Source organism: Rhodococcus sp. 15-649-2-2, assembly GCF_002258645.1.
In the GTDB taxonomy this organism is placed as follows: domain Bacteria; phylum Actinomycetota; class Actinomycetes; order Mycobacteriales; family Mycobacteriaceae; genus Rhodococcoides.
Genome location: NZ_NPFM01000011.1, coordinates 266,958 through 287,373, shown reverse-complemented (window position 1 = coordinate 287,373; position 20,416 = coordinate 266,958). Strand labels below are relative to the sequence as shown.

Annotated in this window: 18 protein-coding genes; 10 read left to right on the top strand and 8 right to left on the bottom strand. The window is 63.7% G+C overall.

Features of this window, described 5'->3' with window-relative positions; translation table 11 throughout:
- Window position 1 precedes the first annotated feature (1 nt).
- Both CH305_RS06400 and CH305_RS06395 read right to left on the bottom strand, forming a co-directional pair.
- Entirely contained in the window at window positions 2–952 is a 951-nt protein-coding gene (locus CH305_RS06400) for a carbohydrate ABC transporter permease (RefSeq protein ID WP_032377519.1), read from the bottom strand.
- Between the two features lie 185 nt (window positions 953–1,137).
- Complete coding sequence (locus CH305_RS06395) at window positions 1,138–2,154, bottom strand: dienelactone hydrolase family protein (protein WP_094703144.1); 1,017 nt, start codon at window positions 2,152–2,154, stop codon at window positions 1,138–1,140.
- A gap of 53 nt (window positions 2,155–2,207) precedes the next feature.
- On the opposite strand from CH305_RS06395, the gene CH305_RS06390 reads away from it, so the two are divergent.
- A complete protein-coding gene (locus CH305_RS06390; RefSeq protein ID WP_256983569.1) occupies window positions 2,208–3,377 on the top strand; it encodes a hypothetical protein in 1,170 nt (389 codons plus the stop codon).
- Between the two features lie 83 nt (window positions 3,378–3,460).
- On the opposite strand, the gene CH305_RS06385 is transcribed toward CH305_RS06390, so the two are convergent.
- Entirely contained in the window at window positions 3,461–4,285 is an 825-nt protein-coding gene (locus CH305_RS06385; protein WP_032405236.1) for an NAD(P)-dependent oxidoreductase, read from the bottom strand.
- Window positions 4,286–4,433: 148 nt separating this feature from the next.
- Between CH305_RS06385 and CH305_RS06380 the strand changes: the two genes are divergently transcribed.
- From CH305_RS06380 to CH305_RS06365, 3 genes are all read left to right on the top strand, one after another.
- Complete coding sequence (locus CH305_RS06380) at window positions 4,434–5,513, top strand: ABC transporter ATP-binding protein (RefSeq protein ID WP_032378355.1); 1,080 nt, start codon at window positions 4,434–4,436, stop codon at window positions 5,511–5,513.
- Window positions 5,514–5,798: 285 nt separating this feature from the next.
- Window positions 5,799–7,112, top strand: a complete 1,314-nt coding sequence (locus CH305_RS06370; RefSeq protein ID WP_094703142.1) for a TrkH family potassium uptake protein — start codon at window positions 5,799–5,801, stop codon at window positions 7,110–7,112.
- Complete coding sequence (locus tag CH305_RS06365) at window positions 7,105–7,770, top strand: TrkA family potassium uptake protein (protein WP_032377524.1); 666 nt, start codon at window positions 7,105–7,107, stop codon at window positions 7,768–7,770. Before CH305_RS06370 ends, CH305_RS06365 begins: the two co-directional genes overlap by 8 nt.
- On the opposite strand, the gene CH305_RS06360 is transcribed toward CH305_RS06365, so the two are convergent.
- On the bottom strand, window positions 7,754–9,229 hold the full coding sequence (locus tag CH305_RS06360) for a mannitol dehydrogenase family protein (RefSeq protein ID WP_037147356.1): 1,476 nt from the start codon (window positions 9,227–9,229) through the stop codon (window positions 7,754–7,756). The genes CH305_RS06365 and CH305_RS06360 overlap by 17 nt on opposite strands.
- A complete protein-coding gene (locus CH305_RS06355; protein WP_094703213.1) occupies window positions 9,226–10,251 on the bottom strand; it encodes an NAD(P)-dependent alcohol dehydrogenase in 1,026 nt (341 codons plus the stop codon). Before CH305_RS06355 ends, CH305_RS06360 begins: the two co-directional genes overlap by 4 nt.
- A 116-nt stretch (window positions 10,252–10,367) precedes the next feature.
- Between CH305_RS06355 and CH305_RS06350 the strand changes: the two genes are divergently transcribed.
- Genes CH305_RS06350 through CH305_RS06330 form a run of 5 tightly spaced genes read left to right on the top strand, consistent with a single transcriptional unit; the run spans window position 10,368 to window position 15,676 of the window.
- On the top strand, window positions 10,368–11,393 hold the full coding sequence (locus tag CH305_RS06350) for a sugar-binding transcriptional regulator (protein ID WP_094703141.1): 1,026 nt from the start codon (window positions 10,368–10,370) through the stop codon (window positions 11,391–11,393).
- Window positions 11,394–11,407: 14 nt separating this feature from the next.
- The gene (locus tag CH305_RS06345; RefSeq protein WP_094703140.1) at window positions 11,408–12,742 is read left to right on the top strand and encodes a sugar ABC transporter substrate-binding protein; all 1,335 of its coding nucleotides are present in this window, start codon (window positions 11,408–11,410) and stop codon (window positions 12,740–12,742) included.
- Window positions 12,739–13,689: a carbohydrate ABC transporter permease gene (locus CH305_RS06340; RefSeq protein ID WP_032405242.1), complete on the top strand. Its 951-nt coding sequence runs from the start codon at window positions 12,739–12,741 to the stop codon at window positions 13,687–13,689. Before CH305_RS06345 ends, CH305_RS06340 begins: the two co-directional genes overlap by 4 nt.
- Window positions 13,689–14,558 (top strand): carbohydrate ABC transporter permease, encoded by an 870-nt coding sequence (locus CH305_RS06335; protein ID WP_037171082.1) that lies wholly within the window; start codon window positions 13,689–13,691, stop codon window positions 14,556–14,558. The genes CH305_RS06340 and CH305_RS06335 overlap by 1 nt, the downstream gene beginning before the upstream one ends.
- A gap of 11 nt (window positions 14,559–14,569) precedes the next feature.
- Complete coding sequence (locus CH305_RS06330; protein ID WP_032374789.1) at window positions 14,570–15,676, top strand: ABC transporter ATP-binding protein; 1,107 nt, start codon at window positions 14,570–14,572, stop codon at window positions 15,674–15,676.
- Here CH305_RS06330 and CH305_RS06325 read toward each other — a convergent pair.
- Window positions 15,673–16,146, bottom strand: coding sequence for a DUF3995 domain-containing protein (locus CH305_RS06325; protein ID WP_218828574.1), 474 nt, complete (start codon window positions 16,144–16,146; stop codon window positions 15,673–15,675). The two genes, CH305_RS06330 and CH305_RS06325, sit on opposite strands and share 4 nt — an antisense overlap.
- 104 nt (window positions 16,147–16,250) lie before the next feature.
- On the opposite strand from CH305_RS06325, the gene CH305_RS06320 reads away from it, so the two are divergent.
- The gene (locus CH305_RS06320; RefSeq protein ID WP_094703211.1) at window positions 16,251–17,939 is read left to right on the top strand and encodes an AMP-binding protein; all 1,689 of its coding nucleotides are present in this window, start codon (window positions 16,251–16,253) and stop codon (window positions 17,937–17,939) included.
- 2 nt (window positions 17,940–17,941) lie between these two features.
- Here the strand turns inward: CH305_RS06320 and CH305_RS06315 are convergent, their stop codons facing one another.
- A complete protein-coding gene (locus CH305_RS06315) occupies window positions 17,942–18,754 on the bottom strand; it encodes an alpha/beta fold hydrolase (protein WP_373454536.1) in 813 nt (270 codons plus the stop codon).
- A gap of 37 nt (window positions 18,755–18,791) precedes the next feature.
- Window positions 18,792–20,393 carry an ABC-F family ATP-binding cassette domain-containing protein gene (locus CH305_RS06310; protein WP_094703138.1) on the bottom strand — a complete coding sequence of 534 codons (1,602 nt, stop codon included), beginning with the start codon at window positions 20,391–20,393 and terminating at the stop codon, window positions 18,792–18,794.
- Between the last annotated feature and the right edge of the window lie 23 nt (window positions 20,394–20,416).

Sequence of the window (20,416 nt, the reverse complement as noted above, 5' to 3'; positions counted from 1 at the left end):
GTCAGGCCTTATCGCTGTTGAATTTGCTGAGGCGCAAGTAGAGGATCGAGCAGAAGAGCAGGATGACGAACGCGACGGTGGTCAGAGCCGAGCCGTATCCGAAGTCCTGCGCGGTGGTTGCGAGCTGAGAGACGTAGAGCGGCAAGGTGGTCGTGACGTCGGCCGGTCCGCCTGCGGTGAGGGTGTAGAGGAGATCGACGTTGTTGAACTCCCAGACCCCGCGCAGCAGGGTGGACAGAATGATCACGGCTTTGAGGTGTGGCAGCGTCACGAACCGGAAGCGTTGCCAGCGGTTCGCGCCGTCGACGTTCGCAGCCTCGTACAGATCCTTGGGCGCACTCTGCAGTTCGGCGAGAATGAGAATGGCGAAGAACGGAACCCCGCGCCAGAGCTCGGCAACGCTGGTGGCCCAGAACGCGGTGTCCGGATCGGCGATCGGCGCGGCGGTACCGTCGCCGATGCCCATGTTGCCCAGCAGTTTGAACAATCCGGTCGACGGGTTGTAGATGAGCAGCCAGATGCCGGTGGTGAGCACGCCGGAGACGGCCCAGGGAGAGAACACCAGGGCACGGGCCAGGCCGCGTCCGCGGAATACCTCGTTGACCAGCAGGGCCAGTCCGAGGCCGAGGATCAGCTGGAACACGACCTGCACGCCCACCCACTTGGCGGTGACGACGAGGCTGTTCCAGAACAGGTCGTCGGCGAACATCAGCTTGAAGTTCTCCAGGCCCGCAAAGCCGTTGTCCCACGGCGTCGTCGGGTTGTAGAACTGCAGGCTGTAGTAGAAGACGCTGCCGACCGGGTAGAAGATGAACACTGCCAGCAGGATGACGACGGGCGCGATCAGGATGTACGGGGCCGAGATGCGGCGCTTGCGTTTCGGTCGAACGGGAGGGACGGCAGCGCTGGGCGCGCGGGTACCTCCCGACCGGGGTGGTGTGGTGGTGACCATGGGGACGCTCCGAAGCGTTCGGGGCCGGATGGAAAGCCGGCGAGCGGATCTGGCGGGATGTCTTCCGACCCTGAGCGAGCCGGGCCGTGCAAGTCTTGGCTGTTCACATATCTGAACGGATGTCTTCTATGTGAATTTCTGGACCAACTATGACGGCAGTCACAAGCGCTGTCAAGCATTCCCGGTCACACGTGCAGGCTCAACCAGCCGGCCGTCGCGTCCTGCATGGTCGTCGTGAATCGATGCGGTTCCGAAAACCATTGTGTGAACAGTGTTTCCGATTCTCTGTAGTCGCGGCGGAGCGCCGCCTCGGCGTCGCGCATGCCGGGGAGGCCGAAATGGGAATCCAGCTCAGCGAATTGGACCAACAATGGGGTCGGGGCTGCTGCCCCGGCGATCTCCGGCCAGTCGCACACCGTAGGCAGGCCCGGGGTGATCATCAACCAGGTGGTGTCGTCCGCGTGACCGTTCGCGATATCGGCGAACGTGCTCATCGATGCCGTGATCACCCCTGCCCGTAGGCGATCGCTGCACGCCAGTAGATGTGCGACGCGCACTCCGCCACCGGAGAAGCCGGCAGTGGCGATGCGGTGTGCGTCCACCTCGGGGCACTCCGCCAGTGCCTGCAGCGCGATCAGGTCCTCGCTCAGCACCTTCCCGGCCAATGAACTGCCCTGCAGCGCTGCCACTTTTGCGAGTCCGTGCTCGTGCTCGCGGGCGGCCGCCTCGTATCTCGGCAGCCCTTCCAGTTGGGCGCCTGCACGTCGAGCCCGCTCGGGGAGGTCCTCCCACGGCACCCGGCGACTGCCCCACGGGAACACGTCGTGGACCAGGACAGCGAAACCCGCTGCAACCAGACGGGCGGCGGGCGCGCTGCCGCCGTATCCGCGCCTGCGCAACTCCTCGAGGTCGGGTGCCATGCCGTCGGGGCCGTCGGCCACCTTCTCCTTGCCGTAGAACTTCATCCCGTCGTGACCGTGCATGAGCAGGATCGCGGGCAGTGGAGTCTCTGCGTCCGGGGGCGTCAGCAGCCATGCGGACGTGTTGTCCCAGTTCAGCTCCACGCCGGAGATGCCATCGCGTGTCCAGGTCCGACCACGGGTCACGTGCGGACGCCGAGGATCGTCGAATGCCCCCAGGGCTCGCCGGATCTCTGCTCGTCGCGTGAATCGTGGACAGTTGGGCTCGAATTGTGTTCCCATGTGTGAACTCAGTTCTCTCTATAGAACAAATCAGCCATCGAAGGATGATCTTCATGACCGTCGACCGCATCGTCGCGCACGCCTACCCTTGGGACGTCCTGGGCGACCCGCATTTCGTCGAACGCGCCAACAGACTCGGGGTGCGTGAGATCTCGCTCGCCGCGACATACCACTCCACCAGGGCGGCAACCCCGCTGCATCCGCAGCACAAAGTGGTCGACGCCCACCACGCAGCGCTGTATCGACCGGTTCGTCCCGACGCTTGGGCCGGGCGCACGATCACTGCGCGGACGGCCGCCTGGGGCGGTGCCGAGGACGCGTTCGGCGAGGCAGCGAGTGTGCTGCGGGAGGCCGGATTCCTGGTGAACGCGTGGATCGTGCTGACGCACAGCACAATTCTCGGCCACGCCCATCCCGACGCGACCGTCGTCAACTGTTTCGGAGATGCCTATCGGTATGCCCTCGCACCAGGGCATCCCGATATCGTGCGGTACAGCGCCACGCTCGCGGCCGAAGCGATCCGCGGCGTCGAGGTACACGGGGTGTCCGTCGAGGCCTGTGGACAGCTGGGTTTCGCGCATGTCGGACCACACGAGAAGACGGACGGCGCGTTTCCGGGCATCGGCGACACGCTGATGTCGATCAGTTGCACGCAGCGCGAGCTCGACGCGTGGGCCTCGCGAGGCGTCGAATCGGCCAAGGTGACGCAGAAGCTGCGCGACGGCATCGATGCCCTGTCGGCCGGAACTTTGCCTACGGATGCTGCGATCACGGACGTGTTGGACGCCGACGAGATCGACGCGGTGGTGGCGGTCCGACACGCCGACGCCGATCACCTTCGTGCGGAAGTGCTTGCCGCAGTGCGTGAACAGGCTCCGTCGGCACGCGTGACGCTGCACGGTCACCCGGATCCGTGGAAGACCGGACCCTCGCCTGCGTTGACCGCCTCCGCGCCAGCCGATGTCGATGCGGTGCTCGTGTCGGCCTGGCCGGGAACGGCCGAGACGGTGTCGGTGGTGAAGGCAACCCGCGCGGCCGTCGGCGACGGGGTGGATGTGGGTGCGTATGTTTCGGTACTGCCGCCGAAGAAGCTCGACGAGGTGGCCGCGCATGTGGCCGCGACCGTCGACGCCGGGGCGAACGAGCTGCACCTCTACCACCTCGGTCTCGTCAACCGCCTCCAGCTCGATGCGCTGGGGTCGATCGTCACAACGTATTCGTAAGGCGGACTGCAACAGGCGCTCCACTCGTCCGTCCGCGGCGCGGAATCCCCCGCCCGAGGACGTCGAGTGGAGCAGGGGGTGCGTCAGCGCATCCGCTGGCCGAGCGGGTGATCGCAGAATGCGCCGCCGACTCGTTGCAGGATCGGATCGCTGAACGTCCACTCGTGTTCGGCCAGGAACTGCTCGGCGAACTGTTCCGCGTCGTCGCGAGGTAGGTACCCGATCTCCGCGCCCTCGTTGCCGGACCACCACGCGCGCGAGTTCTTCGAGATGCCCCACACGGTGTGAAAACCTTTGGCGCTGTCCGACAGTGACGCCTCGATCAGTCGCGCAGTGTCGGCGGGCGACATCCAGGTGGCCAGGCCTCGGTAGTTGGGCGGCGCGGCGAAGCTCGAACCGATACGCAGGTTGATGACGTCGATGCCGAAGCGGTCGTGGTACATCCTGCCCAGGGCTTCGACCGCGGCCTTGCTCCACCCGTAGAAGCCGTCGGGTCGCGGAGCGGCGTCGCCCGGAAGTGGCGAGTCGCCTGCCTCGTCGTGCGTCCAGAATCCGACTGCGTGATTGCTCGACGCCACCACTATCCGAGAAACCCCCTGCGCCACTGCGGCTTCGAAGACTGCCTGGGTGCCGTCGACGTTCACCGACAGAATGTTGGCCCACGAGTCCTCGGTGCTCAACCCCCCGAGGTGCAGGATTGCATCGACACCGTCCACCGCGGCGGCCACGGCAGCGCGATCGGTGACCGAACCCTGTACGAATTCCTCGGTGGCCGAATCGATGTCGGTGATCTCGGCGATATCGAACAGGCGCAGCGTGCGGCCGGGTGCCGCCAGCAGAGGCCTGAGCATCGCACCCATGTTGCCTGCGGCCCCGGTGATGAGCACTCGTGAAACGGTGTCGGTCATTCTTCTCGAACTCCTTCGATGGAAACCTTGTAATGGGCATCACAGTAATACATACTTCTAAACGAAGTCAGCATTCTGGCATCCATTCACATATATGAACATCACTCGGATCGTCCGGCACGTTCCTGCCGGTGAAGGGACCACCATCATGGCCACCGTTGCATTTCAGGGCGTCACCAAACTTTTTCCCGGCGGCGACAAGGCCGCCGTCGACCAGCTCGATCTCGACATCCAGGACGGTGAATTCCTCGTCCTCGTCGGCCCGTCCGGCTGCGGAAAATCGACGTCGCTGCGCATGCTCGCCGGTCTCGAAGAAGTCGACAGGGGAGCCATTACCATCGGCGGCAAGGACGTCACCGACCATCAGCCCAAGGATCGCGACATCGCGATGGTCTTCCAGAACTACGCCCTGTACCCACACATGACGGTCGGCGAGAACATGGGATTCGGACTTCGCATCGCCGGCGAGGACAAGGCCGAGATCAAGCGCCGCGTCGAGGACGCTGCCAAGATCCTCGACCTCACCAAGTTTCTCGACCGCAAACCCAAAGCGCTCTCCGGCGGCCAGCGTCAGCGAGTGGCCATGGGCCGCGCCATCGTTCGCAAGCCACAGGTGTTCCTCATGGACGAGCCGCTGTCCAATCTCGACGCCAAGCTTCGAGTACAGACCCGCGCGCAGATCTCTGCACTGCAACGCAGGCTCGCCACGACAACCGTCTACGTCACTCACGATCAGGTCGAGGCCATGACGATGGGTGATCGCGTGGCCGTCCTCAAAGACGGTGTGCTGCAGCAGTGCGACTCCCCGAGGCGCATGTACGAACACCCGAACAACGTGTTCGTCGCCGGCTTCATCGGATCGCCTGCAATGAATCTGCTCGAGCTTCCCCTCGTCGACGGCGGCGTCCGCTTCGGCGGCGAAGTGGTTCCGGTTCCCCGCTCCGCCATCGCCGGAATCGGGGAGAGTTCCGTGACACTCGGCGTGCGGCCCGAGGACCTGCAGATCACCACCGGGGCAGGCCTCGAAGTGACCATCGACGTCGTCGAAGAACTCGGAGCCGACGCCTACGTCTACGGCCAGGCCGATATCAACGGCACGCGTCAGCCCATCGTCGTTCGCGCCGACGGCCGCATCCCACCGGAACGCGGATCGAAGATCACGCTCTCCTACGCCGCCGAGCGCACCCACCTGTTCTCCACGGTGACCGGGGAGCGCTTGGTCGACTGATGCCCTGGGCGGTTGAGCGCTGACGTGGAGCGCTGACGCGCAGGTGCGCGGGAGTGGAGCCTGCGGAATGACCCAGGTGAGCGGGAGTGGAGCCTGCGGAATGACCCAGGTGAGCGGGAGTGGAGCCTGCGGAATGACCCAGGTGAGCGGAAACTCGACCCCTGCTACGAAGTTTCGTGCACGTGCCGCGAAGCGGCTCGTCCCACCGGTACTGTCTGCCGAGTGACAGACGCTCGCCCGGCATCGCGATGGTCCACGGTCTTCCGGCTCACGCCGGTCCGGCTCATGGCGTCGGGATTCGCACTGGCCATCCTGGTCGGTGCGGCAGTGCTGATGCTTCCGATGGCCACCCGGTCCGGGATCGCGTCCGGGTTTCTGCAGGCGTTGTTCACATCGACGTCGGCGGTCAGTTTGACCGGCCTGATCGTGGTGGACACGCCGGTGTACTGGTCGGGTTTCGGGCAGGGCGTGATCCTCGGCCTGATCCAGATCGGCGGATTCGGGATCATGACGATCGCGTCGTTGGTCGGATTGGTGCTGGCCGATCGAATCGGGTTGCGAAGCAGGCTCAACGCGGCCGCCGAGGTACGCACATCCGGGCTGGGCGACGTCAGGAGTGTCGTCGTCGGTGTGTTCCGCACGAGCCTGATCATCGAGAGTGTCGTCGCGATCGTCCTGGCGGCGCGCTTCGTCATCGGCTACGACGAGCCACCGGGTCGCGCACTGTGGCTGGGGATCTTCCATGCTGTCTCGGCGTTCAACAACGCTGGATTCGCGCTCTTCAGCGACAACATGATCGGGTTCGCCACCGACCCGTGGATCTGTGTGCCGCTGTTGATCGCGGTCGTGTTGGGAGGCATCGGATTTCCGGTTCTCTTCGAGATCGCCCGTCACCTCCGCGCACGTGCCGGCGGTGTTCGGGCACGCAAGCGATGGTCACTGCACACTCGAATGACGCTGTCGGTCACCGGTGTTCTGTTGATTCTCGGACCCACGGTGGTGTTGCTCTTCGAGTGGTCGAGGACCTTGGATGGATTCGACTTCTGGGACAAGATGCTCGTCGCGACGTTCCAGGGCGTCATGCCTCGCACCGCAGGATTCAACAGCGTCGACTATGCGGATGTGGACAACGCGACCCTGCTCGTCACCGACGTCCTGATGTTCATCGGTGGTGGCAGCGGCGGCACGGCGGGTGGCATCAAGGTCACCACGTTCGCCCTACTGCTGTTCGTCATTCTGGCCGAGATCCGCGGTGACCGTGAGGTGTCGGTGTTCGGTCGTCGAATCGACGCGCGCGTGCAACGTCAGGCGCTGACCGTCGCATTGATCGGGGTCGCGTTGGTCATGCTGCCGGTCGTGGCGCTGTTGGCCGGCACGAATTTCGATCTCGACGTGCTTCTCTTCGAGGTCGTCTCGGCGTTCGCGACGGTAGGCCTGTCCACCGGAATCACCGCACAACTACCCGGCTGGGGTCAGGTGGTCCTGATAATCCTGATGTATCTGGGCCGCATCGGTTCCATCACTCTGGTCAGTGCCCTCGCCGCCCGCGACCGCGGACGGCGCTACACGCTTCCCACGGAAAGGCCGTTCATTGGCTAGGAAACCATCCTCCGACGTCGTCGTCGTTCTCGGTCTCGGCCGCTTCGGTAAGTCTCTCGCACTGGAACTGATGGACCAGGGGGTCGAGGTGCTCGGCGTCGACAGCGACGAGGCCGTAGTGCAACGCGTGGCAGACCGTTTGACGCATGCTGTGGTGGCCGATACCACCGACGAGGAGTCTCTTCGGCAATTGTCGGTGCACGAGTACGACCGTGCCGTCGTGGGTATCGGTTCCAATCTCGAAGCGAGCCTGCTCACCGCATCGGCTCTGGTGAATCTGTCGATGTCGACCATCTGGGCCAAGGCTCTGAGCAACGCGCACGCCAAGATTCTCAGCCAGATCGGCGTCCACCACGTCGTCAGGCCCGAGCACGACATGGGTAAGCGAGTAGCTCACCTGGTACGTGGTCGGATGATGGACTACATCGAGTTCGACGACGGTTACGCCATGGCGAAGACCTCACCGCCGGCCTCACTGATAGGAAAGACTCTGGGCGAGAGCGGAATCCGTACCAAGCACGGAGTAACCGTCGTCGCAGTCAAGCGTCTGGGTGAAGGGTTCACCTACGCAACAGCGGACACGGTGATCGGTGCGGGCGATACCGTCATCGTCTCCGGTCAGGTCCGAGACACCGAGAAATTCAGTGAGTCGACATGAGCGCCTCCAGGGTTGCGCGCGCACCGTTCTCCTGCAGTGATGTCAGCTGTTTCGTGTATTCGGCGACAAAGCGTTCGTTGTCGATCAGATCGCCGAACACTGCGCGGTTCGCGATGAACGCCGTGGGGTTCTCACGCTGGCTTTGCGCGATCGGAACGAGTGAGTCCTTCAGCTGGTCGACGATCTCGATCGGCTCGCCGGACTCGTCGACGGCCTCGGCGTAGCGAGCCCAACTCGCCACGACGGCGGTGGACAGGACGATCTCACCGCCGGTCTCGAGGTTCTTGCGGATGACGGGCAACAGCCACTTGGGAATTCGATCCGAGGACTCGGCGCACAGTCGCGCTACGGTGTCGCGTATCTCCGGGTTGGAGAACCGCTCGATGAGCGTGTGCTTGTACTCGGTCAGATCGATACCGGGCACGGGCTGCAGTGTGGGCGTTGCCTCCTCGTCCATGTAGGCGAGCAAGAACGCAGCGAACTGCGGATCTTGACAGACCTCGTGCACCAGGCGGTAGCCACTGAGATAGCCGAAATATGCGAGGGCCTGATGGCTGGCATTGAGCAGCCTCAGCTTCATCAGCTCGTAGGGAGTGACGTCCTCGACAACCTGCACGCCCACATCCTCCAGGGGTGGACGGCCGAGGGTGAAGTTGTCTTCGAGCACCCACTGCGTGAACGGCTCACCGGCGACGGGCCACTGGTCCTCGATGGCGTATCGCGACGAAAGTTGTTCGATCACTTCCGGTGTCGTCACCGGCGTGATGCGATCCACCATCGAATTGGGGAATGCGCCCTCCGCCGCGATCCATTCGGCCAACGTCGGGTCCTTCAGGCGCGCGAACGTCGTGAACGTCGATTGCGCCATGTGGCCGTTGCCTTCGATGTTGTCGCAGGACATGATCGTGAACGGCTTCATGCCACGATCCTTCCGACGAGCCAAAGCTTCGACGACGAGTCCGAAAGTTGTTGCCGGCACGGCACCGTCGGCGAGATCCGCGACGATCGCCGGATTCTTCTCGTCGAACTCCCCGGTGGTGGCGGAGAAGTTGTAGCCGCCTTCGGTGATGGTGAGCGAGACGATCTTCACCGCCTCGGATGCCATCTTCTCGATGACGGCCTCGGGATCCTCGGGGGCGAACAGATACTCGACGATCGACCCGATGACGCGAGTTTCCCAGGTGCCGTCGGAGTGCTTGAGGGCGAGGGTGTAGAGGCAGTCCTGCTGATCCATAACCTCTTTCATCTTCTTGTCGTGCGGCAGTACACCCACACCGCAGATCCCCCAATCCGACGCCTCGCCGCGCTCGAGCAAGCGGTCGACATACATCGCCTGGTGGGCGCGGTGAAAGCCGCCGACGCCGAAGTGCACGATCCCCGTGGTGACTGCGGCTCGGTCGTAGGTCGGTACCTCGACGTCGGTGTGGATTTCTGCCAGAGTGCTCGCCCGAAGCTTCATGCGTTCTTTCCTTCTCCTCGAAAACCAGGTATCACAATAGCTTTGATGCTTCCGGCCAGCTTGTCCGCGTTCAATGCATCTTCGACGCCGTCGAGTCCGAACCGCGCCGTCACCATCGCGTCGAGATCCACCATGCCCGACGCCACCAGGTCGCGTGCGATGGGCCACGTGTTGGCGTATCTGAAGACTCCGGTGAGCACCAACTCTCGGTTCTGAATGACCGAGATCGGTAGGGGGTAGTCGGATCCGCCCATGCCGACGAGGACGACGGTGCCGGCCGGCCGCACCGCATGAATGCCGTCGAACACCGCCCGCGCCGCACCGGACGCGTCGATGAAGGCATCGACCGACAACGCACGCACGTCCTCGGTGGTGGGGTCGAGGACTCGTGTTGCGCCGAAAGTTGCGGCGTTGGCGCGGCGGGAGGCGTCGAGGTCGGTAACGATCACCTCGGTGGCTCCGAAGGCCCGGGCCACCTGTGCGGTGACGATCCCGACGGGGCCTGCGCCGGCGATGAGCACGCTCGAACCGGCCGAGATTTTCGCCTTCTGTACCGATGCGATGCCGACCGACAGCGGCTCGAAGAGAGCTGCGGCCTCGTCGGAGATGGTGTCCGGAACGGCGTGCGCGAACGTCGATTGGATCAGCACGTATTCCGCCAGTGCACCGTCGATGGGCGGGGTCGCGAAGAATTCCATGGCCGGGCACAGGTTGTATCGGCCGGCGCGGGATTGGGCGCTGGTGGGATCCGGTCGTTGCGGCTCGATGGACACGCGCTGCCCGACGCGGGTGTCGGGGACGTCGGAGCCCACGGCCACGATCACGCCCGCAGCCTCGTGTCCGAGCACGAGGGGGCCGTCGACCACGTAGTCGCCGATGCGTCCCTCCCGGTAGTAGTGCGCATCGGATCCACACACCCCCACGGCCGTGACCTGCACGAGAACCTCATCGGGTGCGGGTGTGGGGACGGGCCGTTCTTCGAGTCGGATCTCGTGCACGCCGGTGAGAACGCTGGCCTGCATGGACTGTGGCACGGAACGCTGGTCGCGAGGGGGTGTTGTGTAGATCACACCTTAATGTTAGCTTAATGAGCAGATGAACACGAGCTGAGCATCTGCTCACAAACCGGGGAGGCGTCATGGACGGATCGGAGCTTAGTGGGGCAAAGTCCACGCGGTCCGGAGAGGATCTCCGTCTGGCTCTGCGCGCCGCCACCATGTACCACCTCGAAGGTGCGACGCAGGCCGAGATCGCCGTGAAGCTGGGTGTCTCGCGCCCGACCGCAGGACGGTTGGTCGCGCGGGCCCGTTCCCAAGGGCTCGTGACGATCGAGATCAACGTCCCCGACGAGTTGCAGGGCACCGTGCACGCGGACGTCGAGCGTGAGCTCGAGGCGCAGTACGGACTCACCGAGGTACTGGTCGTCTCGGACGTCATCGACGGAACGGACGCCGGCTACGGGTCTCTGGGCCGCGCGGCAGCGACGTTGCTCTCCCGTCGACTCAAGGATCAGGACGTTCTCGGTTTCACCTGGGGACCCGAAACGGTGGCCGTCGCGAGTTCGCTCAAGACCAGGGCCACCAAATGTGCTGCGGTGGTGCAACTCGACGGTTCCATCACCTCGGCCGACTATCAGACCGGTGTCGAGTACACACTCGGGCGGTGCGCTGCCTATCTACAGGCGACGCCCATCCGGCTCAATGCTCCGTTGTACGCCGACCAGGCGACAGTGATTGCGCTGGAGCAGGATTCCGTGATCTCTCGCGCCCTCAAAGCCGGGGCCGATGCCGATGTGATGATGTACGGCATCGGTCCCGTTTCCACCTCCACCACGTTGTTCGAGGGCAGCTTCATCGACCTCGAGGTTCTCGGCGAACTGCGCCGCCTCGGCGCGGTGGGCGAGATCGGCGGGCGGTTCTACGACGCCGACGGACAGGACACCGGAGGATCGCTCCCCGGCCGAACCGTGTCGGTGGGGCTCGACGCCATCAGGGCGTGTGATCGGGCTGTGCTCGTCACCGGTGGACAACGTAAACACGAGGCGCTGCTCGGTGCTCTGCGCGGCGGACTGGCCTCGATCCTGGTGACCGACATCGAAAGTGCACGTTGGCTCGTTGCGCAAGCTCCTGCAACGGCAACCTCCAATGGAAGGGTATTTCAGTGAGGGTTTTACCGAAAGTGGCTGTCGCGGCCTCGCTCGCGACAACCTTGGTGCTGTCCGGATGTGCCGGAGCCGGCTCGTTCGGTGGTGACGGTGATGGCAAGACGATCACCGTTGCGATCGTCTCGAATTCGCAGATGTCCGATGCCATTTCCCTTGCTCCGGAGTTCGAGGCGGAGAACCCGGGCATCAATCTGAAGTTCGTGTCGCTGTCCGAGAACGAGGCGCGTGCCAAGATCACGGCGTCGGTGGCCACCGGCGGTGGTGAGTTCGATGTGGTGATGATCAGCAACTTCGAGACCCCGCAGTGGGCGCAGAACGGGTGGCTGACCAATCTGTCCGAGTATGCCGACGCCACAGCGGGTTACGACGAGGACGACTTCATTCCCACACTGAAGGAATCACTGTCCTACGAGGGCAGCATGTACTCGGTGCCGTTCTACGGTGAGTCGTCGTTCCTGATGTATCGCAAGGACCTGATGGAGGCCGCCGGCATCACGATGCCCGAGGAGCCCACCTGGCAGGAAGTCGCCGATGCTGCAGCGAAGCTCGACAGCCCCGATGTCTCGGGCATCTGCCTGCGCGGAAAGCCCGGTTGGGGTGAGGTTCTGGCACCACTCGACACCGTCATCAACGCCTTCGGTGGACGGTGGTTCGACGAGAACTGGAACGCCCAGCTCAACAGCCCAGAGGTGGAACAGGCCGTTCAGTTCTACGTCGACCTGGTCCGTGAGCACGGTCAAGCCGGTGCAGCGACAAGTGGTTTCAGCGAGTGCGGAACGCAGCTCTCGCAGGGAAACACCGCGATGTGGTACGACGCAACGTCCGCAGTGTCGGTGTTGGAGGATCCCACCTCGAGCAACGTCGTCGGCAAGATCGGCTATGCCAAGGCGCCGTCGGCAGCCAAGGGCGACAACGGGTGGCTGTACTCGTGGGCACTCGGTATCCCGAAGACATCCGAGAATCCGGACGACGCCTGGAAGTTCGTCTCGTGGATGACCAGCAAGGAGTACCTGAACAAGGTGGGCAACGAGTTGGGTTGGGAACGGGTACCACCCGGTAGCCGCCTGTCCACCTACGAGATCCCCGAGTACGAGGAAGCATCCGCGGCTTACGGCCAGGTCACCCTGGATTCGATCAACGGTGCCGACCCGAACAACCCCACGGTGGATCCGGTGCCGTACACCGGTGTGCAGTTCCTGACCATCCCCGAGTTCCAGGACCTGGGAACCCGTGTCAGCCAACAGATCAGCGCCGCAGTGGCAGGACGAATCAGCGTCCACGACGCGCTCGAACAAGCGCAGCAGTACGCCGAAGTGGTCGGCAAGACGTACCAGGAGGGCCAGGGATGACCACCACCGAAACACGTTCGGCGCAAGCCGATTCCGAGGAATTCGTACCGAGACCCAGGACGATCTCGAAGGCGGAAGGGTGGCGTCGCCGCGGCCCGCTGCTGCCGGCCATGGTGTTCGCCATTCTGGTCACCCAGGTTCCGTTCCTGTTCACGCTGTACTACTCGACGCAGTCGTGGAACCTCGTTCGACCGGGTTCGCAGAAGTTCAACTGGCTCAACAACTATGTTGCGGTCTTCCAGGACAGCCAGTTCCGTGAGGTCGCCCTCAACACGGTGATCATGATCGTCGGAACCGTCATCATCTCGGTGGTTCTCGGGTTGTTCCTGGCTCTGCTGCTGGACCGGAAGTTCATCGGCCGCAGTCTGATCCGCACGCTGCTGATCACTCCGTTCCTGATCACCCCGGTGGCCGGCGCGTTGATCTGGAAGACCACGATGTTCGATCCGGTCTTCGGCCTGATCAACTTCGTCCTGAGCCCGTTCGGAGTGGACCAGATCGACTGGGTCTCGCGTTACCCATTGCCCGCCGTCATGGCGAACCTGATCTGGCAGTGGACCCCGTTCATGATGTTGCTCATCCTCGCCGGCCTGCAGTCGATGCCCAAGGACATCGCCGAGGCGGCACGGGTCGACGGTGCGGGCCCGGTCAAGCTCTTTCGTGAGCTCACCCTCCCGCATCTGCGCCGATTCATCGAGCTCGGTGCTGTTCTCGGAGCCATCTATCTCGTCAACACCTTCGACGCCGTCTACATGATGACCTCGGGCGGACCGGGTGTGGCCAGCGCGAACCTGCCGTTCTACATCTATCAGCGTGCGTTCCTCGGCTTCGACATCGGGCAGGCCGCCGCCATGGGTGTCGTCACCGTCGTGGCCACCATCATCGTCAGCACCCTGGCGCTGAGACTGATCTTCAAGAGCTTCAGCGGAACCGAGGAGGCTGCGTGATGAGCACCGCAACTGTAGACAAGAAGTCGACCGACGCCGCGCCGATCAAGCGCAAAAGCAAGTGGGGTCCGGGTTCGATCTGGTCCTTCGTGGCCTGGGTCGCGGGTATCGCGTTCTTCTTCCCGGTGCTGTGGATGGTCCTCACCGGCTTCAAGCAGGAGGCCGACGCCTACTCCGATCCGCCCAAGCTGTTCTTCACGCCGACCCTGGATCAGTACCGCGGCGTGCTCGAGAGCGGCATCGGCACCACGTTGCTGAACTCGGCGTTCGCGACGGTCGTCTCGACGATCTTCGTTCTGCTGCTGGGTGTTCCGGCTGCCTTCGCACTGTCACTGCGACCGGTCAAGAAGACGAAGGACGTGCTGTTCTTCTTCATCTCCACCAAGATGCTCCCGGTAGTCGCTGCGATCGTCCCGCTGTACGTCATCGTCGGCGACATCGGAATGTTGGACAACATCTGGACCTTGGTCGTGCTGTACACCGCGATGAATCTTCCCATCGCCGTGTGGATGATGCGCTCGTTCTTTCTCGAGGTGCCGAGCGAACTGCTCGAGGCCGCGAGTATGGACGGGGCATCGCTGTGGACCTCGGTGCGCGAGGTGATCCTTCCGCTCGTCTCGCCCGGTATCGCGGCGACGTCGCTCATCTGCGTCATCTTCTCGTGGAACGAGTTCTTCTTCGCGGTCAACCTCACTGCCGTTCAGGCCCAGACGATTCCGGTGTACCTCGTCGGATTCATCACCGGCCAGGGCCTGTACTGGGCCCAGCTTTCCGCTGCTGCGACGTTCGCAGCACTTCCCGTCGTCCTTGCCGGATGGTTCGCGCAGAACAAGCTCGTGCGCGGTCTGTCCTTCGGCGCAATCAAGTAGGAGAAAGTCTCATGGCTGCAATCACGTACAAGAAGGCATCCTGCGTCTACGAAGGTGCCGACAAGCTCGCCGTCGATTCACTCGACCTCGACATCCAGGACGGCGAATTCGTCGTTCTGGTCGGGCCTTCCGGATCCGGCAAGTCCACTGCGCTGCGCATGCTCGCCGGCCTCGAGGAGATCGACGGTGGTGCCATCGAGATCGGTGGCAAGAACATGGTGGGTGTGCCGTCGAAGGACCGCGACATCGCGATGGTGTTCCAGAACTACGCCCTGTACCCCAACAAGACCGTCGGGGAGAACATGGGCTTCGCCCTCAAGATGCGCGGTGTCTCTCTCGAGGAGCGCACGAAGAAGGTGGCCGAGGCCGCGAAGATCCTCGACCTCACCGAGTACCTGGACCGTAAGCCCGGCAAGCTCTCGGGTGGTCAGCGTCAGCGAGTTGCCATGGGGCGCGCCATCGTTCGTGAGCCGCAGGTGTTCTGCATGGACGAGCCGCTGTCCAATCTCGACGCGAAACTGCGAGTCCAGACGCGTACGCAGATCGCGGCGTTGCAGCGCCGGCTCGGCACCACGACCGTCTACGTCACCCACGACCAGGTCGAGGCCATGACGATGGGTGATCGTGTTGCCGTGTTGCGCGGCGGCAAACTGCAGCAGTTCGCCTCTCCCACAGACTTGTACGACAACCCCGTCAACGCATTCGTTGCCGGCTTCATCGGTTCGCCGGCGATGAATCTGATGACGGTGCCCATCGGCTCGGGTGGCGTGCAGATCGGTAGCTTCCTGCTGCCCCTCGAACGCGACGAGCTCACCAAGCTCGCGAGCCTGGGTCTCGACAACGTCACCGTCGGGCTACGCCCGGAGCAGCTCGGCATCGTGCACGGCGGCGGTGAAGGCTTCGAGGGCAAGGTGGATCTGATCGAGGAACTCGGCAGCGAGTCCTACCTCTACGCGCACCTGGACGACCCGAAGGTCAAGGGTCTCGACGGGGGACCCGTGTCGTTGGTCGCGCGTTCGGCAGTGCGTGCCCCGGCCAAGATCGGCGAGAGCATCGGACTGACGCGACTCGACGGTGCGATCCACCTCTTCCACCCGGAGACGGGGGAGCGGATCTAGCGCGGTTGGTACGCGGCTTTTCTGGACAGGATCAGTGCCGTCAGAAGCGCGGCACCCCAGAGCAGGAAGATGCCGTCGAAGAACAGGTGACCGTATTTGACGCCTCGGTTCTCGTCCGAGACGACCAACCCGATCACCGCGCCGACGAACGATGCTCCGCCCCAGAGAATCAGCAGTACAGAGCCGGGCCAGGATATGCCGAGGATCGATGACGGCACCCAGGTCCGGTTCTGTGCGGCCAGGCGGGGCCGGTTCATGTACGCGAGGGCCGGAAGAATTGCCGCTGCGAGTTTGACGAGTGCAAGCACCAGCAGTGCCGTTCGTGCCGTTGCCGGTTCGGAGTCGACCCACTCCGTCGCGAAGGCTCCGACGGTGTCGAGCATCCATCGGCCACCTGCAGCCCAATAGGCGGAAAACGCGGCGTGGACTATCCCCAGTGCACATGCGATAGCGAAGTATCTGATGGTCACGGTGATCGAGGCTAGCCGAGTTGTCACCCCCGTTCGGGGGTAGCGAGGGATTGTTCATCTCCCTTAGCGTGGCGGTGATGGGCATCACAGGCGCAGGAGGAAACATGGCCGAATCGGCGTACACGGCATTCAGGAACGCTCGCGATCTGCTGCTCGACGCATACGGCGAGTACGACCGAGCCGTCGAAACTTTCGAGTGGCCGACGTTCGGCGAGACGTTCAACTGGGCGATCGACTGGTTCGACGCGATTGCCCGCGGCAACGACGGCACCGCGCTGTGGATCGTCGAGGAGGACGGCAGCGAGGCCAAGTACAGCTTCGACGATATCGCGCGTCGCTCCGATCAAGTGGCTCGGTGGCTCGAGCAGCAGGGGATCGGTCGCGGCGATTCGGTGATCCTGATGCTGGGCAACCAGGTCGAACTCTGGGAGTCGATGCTCGCGGTGATGAAGCTGGGTGCGGTGCTGATGCCGACCACCACGGCCATCGGCTCCAGCGATCTGACCGATCGGGTGGTGCGCGGCAATGCCCGCGCCGTGATCGTGAACCCCTCGGACACCGGCAAATTCGACGACGTTCCCGGTGACTACCTGCGCATCGCGACCTCCGCACACGAAGGCTGGCTCGATTACGCCGATGCTCGATCCGCGGAGGCGCGGCCGTTCGAGTCCGTCACTGCACCCGACGACCGCCTGTTGATGTACTTCACCTCCGGAACCACCAGCAAGCCCAAGCTCGTCGAGCACACTCAGATCTCCTATCCCGTAGGACATCTGAGCACCATGTACTTCCTCGGGCTTCGTCCGGGCGATGTGCACCTGAACATCAGCTCGCCCGGTTGGGCCAAACATGCGTGGAGTTGCTTCTTCGCGCCGTGGATCGCCGAGGCGACCATCTTCATCTACAACTACGGCAAGTTCGACGCGTCGGCTCTGCTCGAGCAGATCCGACGCGTCGAAGTGACGACCTTCTGTGCGCCACCGACAGTGTGGCGCATGCTCATTCAAGCTGACCTCACCGGCGGTGGGGGTTCGCTCCGTGAGGCAATCGGTGCCGGTGAGCCACTCAATCCCGAGGTGATCTCCACGGTGCAGCGGGAGTGGGGCCTGAACATTCGCGACGGATTCGGGCAGACGGAAACCACTGCCCTGGTGGCCAATACACCCGGCGCGGTGCTCAAGTCCGGTTCCATGGGCCGGCCACTGCCCGGAGTGCCGGTGGTGATCGTCGACCCCACCACCGGTGAACTCGCCGACGAGGGTGAGATCTGCCTCGACCTGGCGCAGAATCCGTTCAACCTGATGACCGGCTACCTCGGTGACCCCGAACGCAACGCCGCTGTCATGGCCGACGGTTACTACCACACCGGTGACGTCGCATCGCGGGACTCGGAGGGGTACATCACCTACGTCGGCCGCACCGATGACGTCTTCAAGGCCTCCGATTACAAGATCTCCCCGTTCGAGCTCGAAAGTGTTCTCATCGAACACCCCGCAGTGGCCGAGGCTGCAGTGGTGCCCGCTCCCGACGAGACGCGATTGGCCGTCCCCAAGGCGTATGTGGCATTGGCGTCGGGCTGGGAACCCAACGAGGACACGGCATTCGAGATCTTGAAGTATGCCCGGGAGCACCTGGCCCCGTTCCTGCGTGTCCGTCGTATCGAGTTCTTCGAGCTGCCGAAAACCATCTCGGGCAAGATCCGCCGAGTGGAATTGCGCGCCCGCGAGGACGCTGCCGTCGGGCCACTGGAGACCGAGTGGCGTGACGACCAGTTCCCCGCGCTGAAGGCCTGAGGTCAGTTGCTCCAGAACCGTTCGAGGACTCCGAGCACCTCTGCGGACGCGGCCATCGTCGTCGCGTGGTCGAATCCGCGGATGATGTGCAATTCGGAGTCCGGAACCAGCGCGGCGGCTGCCCGTGTGTCGTCGAGTCTCGTACCGTCCTGGCTGCCGACGTAGAACAGCGACGGCTGGCTGAACTGCTGCAACACGCCGTCCGGTAGGCCGGGATCGGCGTCATTGGCTCGGATGTACGCGGCCAAGGCCTGAGCATCGTTGGCGGAGAACACCGCTCGCGTACCGGGATCGATCGGGAACATGCGGTGGCTGTTCCACGCCTCGAGGAACCCGTCCATGCCGCGCTGCTCCAACACATCAGCGCACCCAGGGAAGAAGAGGCGGTCGAACGCGCCTGCCTGAGCGCCGTGACTACCGCCGCCGACGGCCAGTGATCGCACTCGCTCGGGCTTCGCGGCCGTCAACGCCAAGCCGGCTCGGGCCCCGAACGAATAGCCGAGGTAGTCGACTGTCGGCGCGCCTACCGCATCGAGTACCGCAGTCAGATCGCCGACGATGTTGCCCATCGCATAGGCGTCGGGAGTGTGCGGCTTCTCGCTGCGCCCATGCCCGCGACTGTCGATCAGAATCAATTGCCGACTCCCGCGCAGCGCCTTCACGTAGCCGAACGTCCGCCAAATCGTGTGCGTCAGAAAACTGCCGTGCACCATCAACAACGGCGGCCCAGACCCCACCACCGTGTATGCGATCCGTGTCCCATCGTCTGCATTCGAGGCGTACTCCACCCCGCGATTGTCTTCCTTCGAGTCCACTCGACGTGACATTGACCCCCCAAAAGGCCACCAAATGTCACATTGAGTCCCCAAGGGTGGGCGCTTCTTCGGCGGATTCGGCTGTGGGGGTGAGGTCGACGGTGCGGGTCGGGGCGATGGCGTCGAGGAACGGTCGATCGTGGCTCGCGACGATCAGTGCACCCTCGAATGTCTCCAAGGCTTCGATGAGGTGTTGTCGGCTGGCGATGTCGAGGTTGTTGGTGGGCTCGTCGAGCATCAATAGTTTCGGAGCAGGCTCTGCCAGCAGAATTCGCGCCAGTGCGGCCCGCAGTCGTTCTCCGCCGGAGAGGGTGGCGACTACGGCGTCGGCGTCGGATCCGCGGAACAGGAAGCGGGCGAGTTGTCCCCGGATCTTCTCGGCCGTGGCGTGTGGTGCCACGTCGGCTACATTTTCGGCGACGGTGCGAGCTTCGTCGAAGACGTCGAGTCGCTGGGGCAGATACTTCCACGGCACTTCAGCCCCGGTGGCGTCCAGAGCCCGCAGCAGAGTGGTCTTGCCGCTGCCGTTGGGCCCGATCAAGGCGATGCGCTCGGGACCCACGACAGTCACCTCGTTGTGGGTCAGAACCACCTGTCCAGGATGGACTTTCGTAGCCGGGAGGTCGACGCGTATCTCACGGTCGTCGCGTAGGAGATCCTCGGCGGCCGACAGCGATGATCGGGCGTCGTCGACACGATCGGTGTGGGTGCCGCGTAGCTTTCCGGCCGATTCCTGTGCGGCCCGCTTGCGACGTCCGGCAAGGATCGAAGGCACGCGCTTCTGCTCTTCCATCTTCTGGCCGTAGCGCAGGCGTCGATCGAGTTTGATTCGGGTGTCGATCAATTCGCGTTCCTGCTTGCGAACGTCGTTCTTGGCATCGCGGACCGTCGCCCGTGCCGCATCCTGCTCGGCGTCGATCACTGCTCGATAGTGCCGATAGTTGCCGCCGAACATGCGCAGCCGCGAGACTCCGCTGCGCTCGGCCCGCACCTCTGCGACGGAGTCGACCCGCTCGAGCAGTTCCAGGTCGTGGGTGCAGACGATCAGCACACCCGAGTAGCCGTCGACAGCTGTGTACAAGCGTTCTCGCGCAACCAGATCGAGGTTGTTGGTCGGCTCGTCCAACAGTAGGACATCGGGTTCGATCAACAACTGCGCGGTGAGAGCCAACAACATGGCTTCGCCGCCCGACAGGGTGCCGACTCGTCGATCGAGGTCATCGATCGAGCCGACGATATTGCCGAGTCCGAGCTTGTCCAGCAACGCCAGTGCGCGCTCCTCGATATCCCACGCAGATCCGACGACGGTGAAGTCGTCCTCGGTCGATGTGCCGGATTCGATGCGGTGCAATGCTTCTCGGATATGGTCGATGGCCAGCACCGAGTCCACTGGGAGATCGGGATCGAGTGCGACATCCGGGCGCAGATAGCCGAGTACGCCGGGAATCGAGATCGAACCGTGTTGCGGCGTCAAATCTCCGGCGAGCAACTTCAGCAGTGTCGACTTACCGGCACCATTGGAGCCGATGAGACCTGTTGTGCCGCTGGGAAAGATGGCCGACAAGGCGTCGAACACGGGGTCGCCGTCGGGCCAGGAGAACGTCAGATTCGAGACAGAAAGGGAGGATGAATGAGGCATGGGCGCTCCAAAGGTGTGCATGC

Bases quoted from the DNA above. Each gene is read 5' to 3' on its own strand.
- CH305_RS06400 (WP_032377519.1), bottom strand. From the start codon at position 952: ATGGTCACCACCACACCACCCCGGTCGGGAGGTACCCGCGCGCCCAGC.
- CH305_RS06395 (WP_094703144.1), bottom strand. From the start codon at position 2,154: ATGGGAACACAATTCGAGCCCAACTGTCCACGATTCACGCGACGAGCA.
- CH305_RS06390 (WP_256983569.1), top strand. From the start codon at position 2,208: ATGACCGTCGACCGCATCGTCGCGCACGCCTACCCTTGGGACGTCCTG.
- CH305_RS06385 (WP_032405236.1), bottom strand. From the start codon at position 4,285: ATGACCGACACCGTTTCACGAGTGCTCATCACCGGGGCCGCAGGCAAC.
- CH305_RS06380 (WP_032378355.1), top strand. From the start codon at position 4,434: ATGGCCACCGTTGCATTTCAGGGCGTCACCAAACTTTTTCCCGGCGGC.
- CH305_RS06370 (WP_094703142.1), top strand. From the start codon at position 5,799: ATGGCGTCGGGATTCGCACTGGCCATCCTGGTCGGTGCGGCAGTGCTG.
- CH305_RS06360 (WP_037147356.1), bottom strand. From the start codon at position 9,229: ATGAAGCTTCGGGCGAGCACTCTGGCAGAAATCCACACCGACGTCGAG.
- CH305_RS06355 (WP_094703213.1), bottom strand. From the start codon at position 10,251: ATGCAGGCCAGCGTTCTCACCGGCGTGCACGAGATCCGACTCGAAGAA.
- CH305_RS06350 (WP_094703141.1), top strand. From the start codon at position 10,368: ATGGACGGATCGGAGCTTAGTGGGGCAAAGTCCACGCGGTCCGGAGAG.
- CH305_RS06340 (WP_032405242.1), top strand. From the start codon at position 12,739: ATGACCACCACCGAAACACGTTCGGCGCAAGCCGATTCCGAGGAATTC.
- CH305_RS06335 (WP_037171082.1), top strand. From the start codon at position 13,689: ATGAGCACCGCAACTGTAGACAAGAAGTCGACCGACGCCGCGCCGATC.
- CH305_RS06330 (WP_032374789.1), top strand. From the start codon at position 14,570: ATGGCTGCAATCACGTACAAGAAGGCATCCTGCGTCTACGAAGGTGCC.
- CH305_RS06320 (WP_094703211.1), top strand. From the start codon at position 16,251: ATGGCCGAATCGGCGTACACGGCATTCAGGAACGCTCGCGATCTGCTG.
- CH305_RS06310 (WP_094703138.1), bottom strand. From the start codon at position 20,393: ATGCCTCATTCATCCTCCCTTTCTGTCTCGAATCTGACGTTCTCCTGG.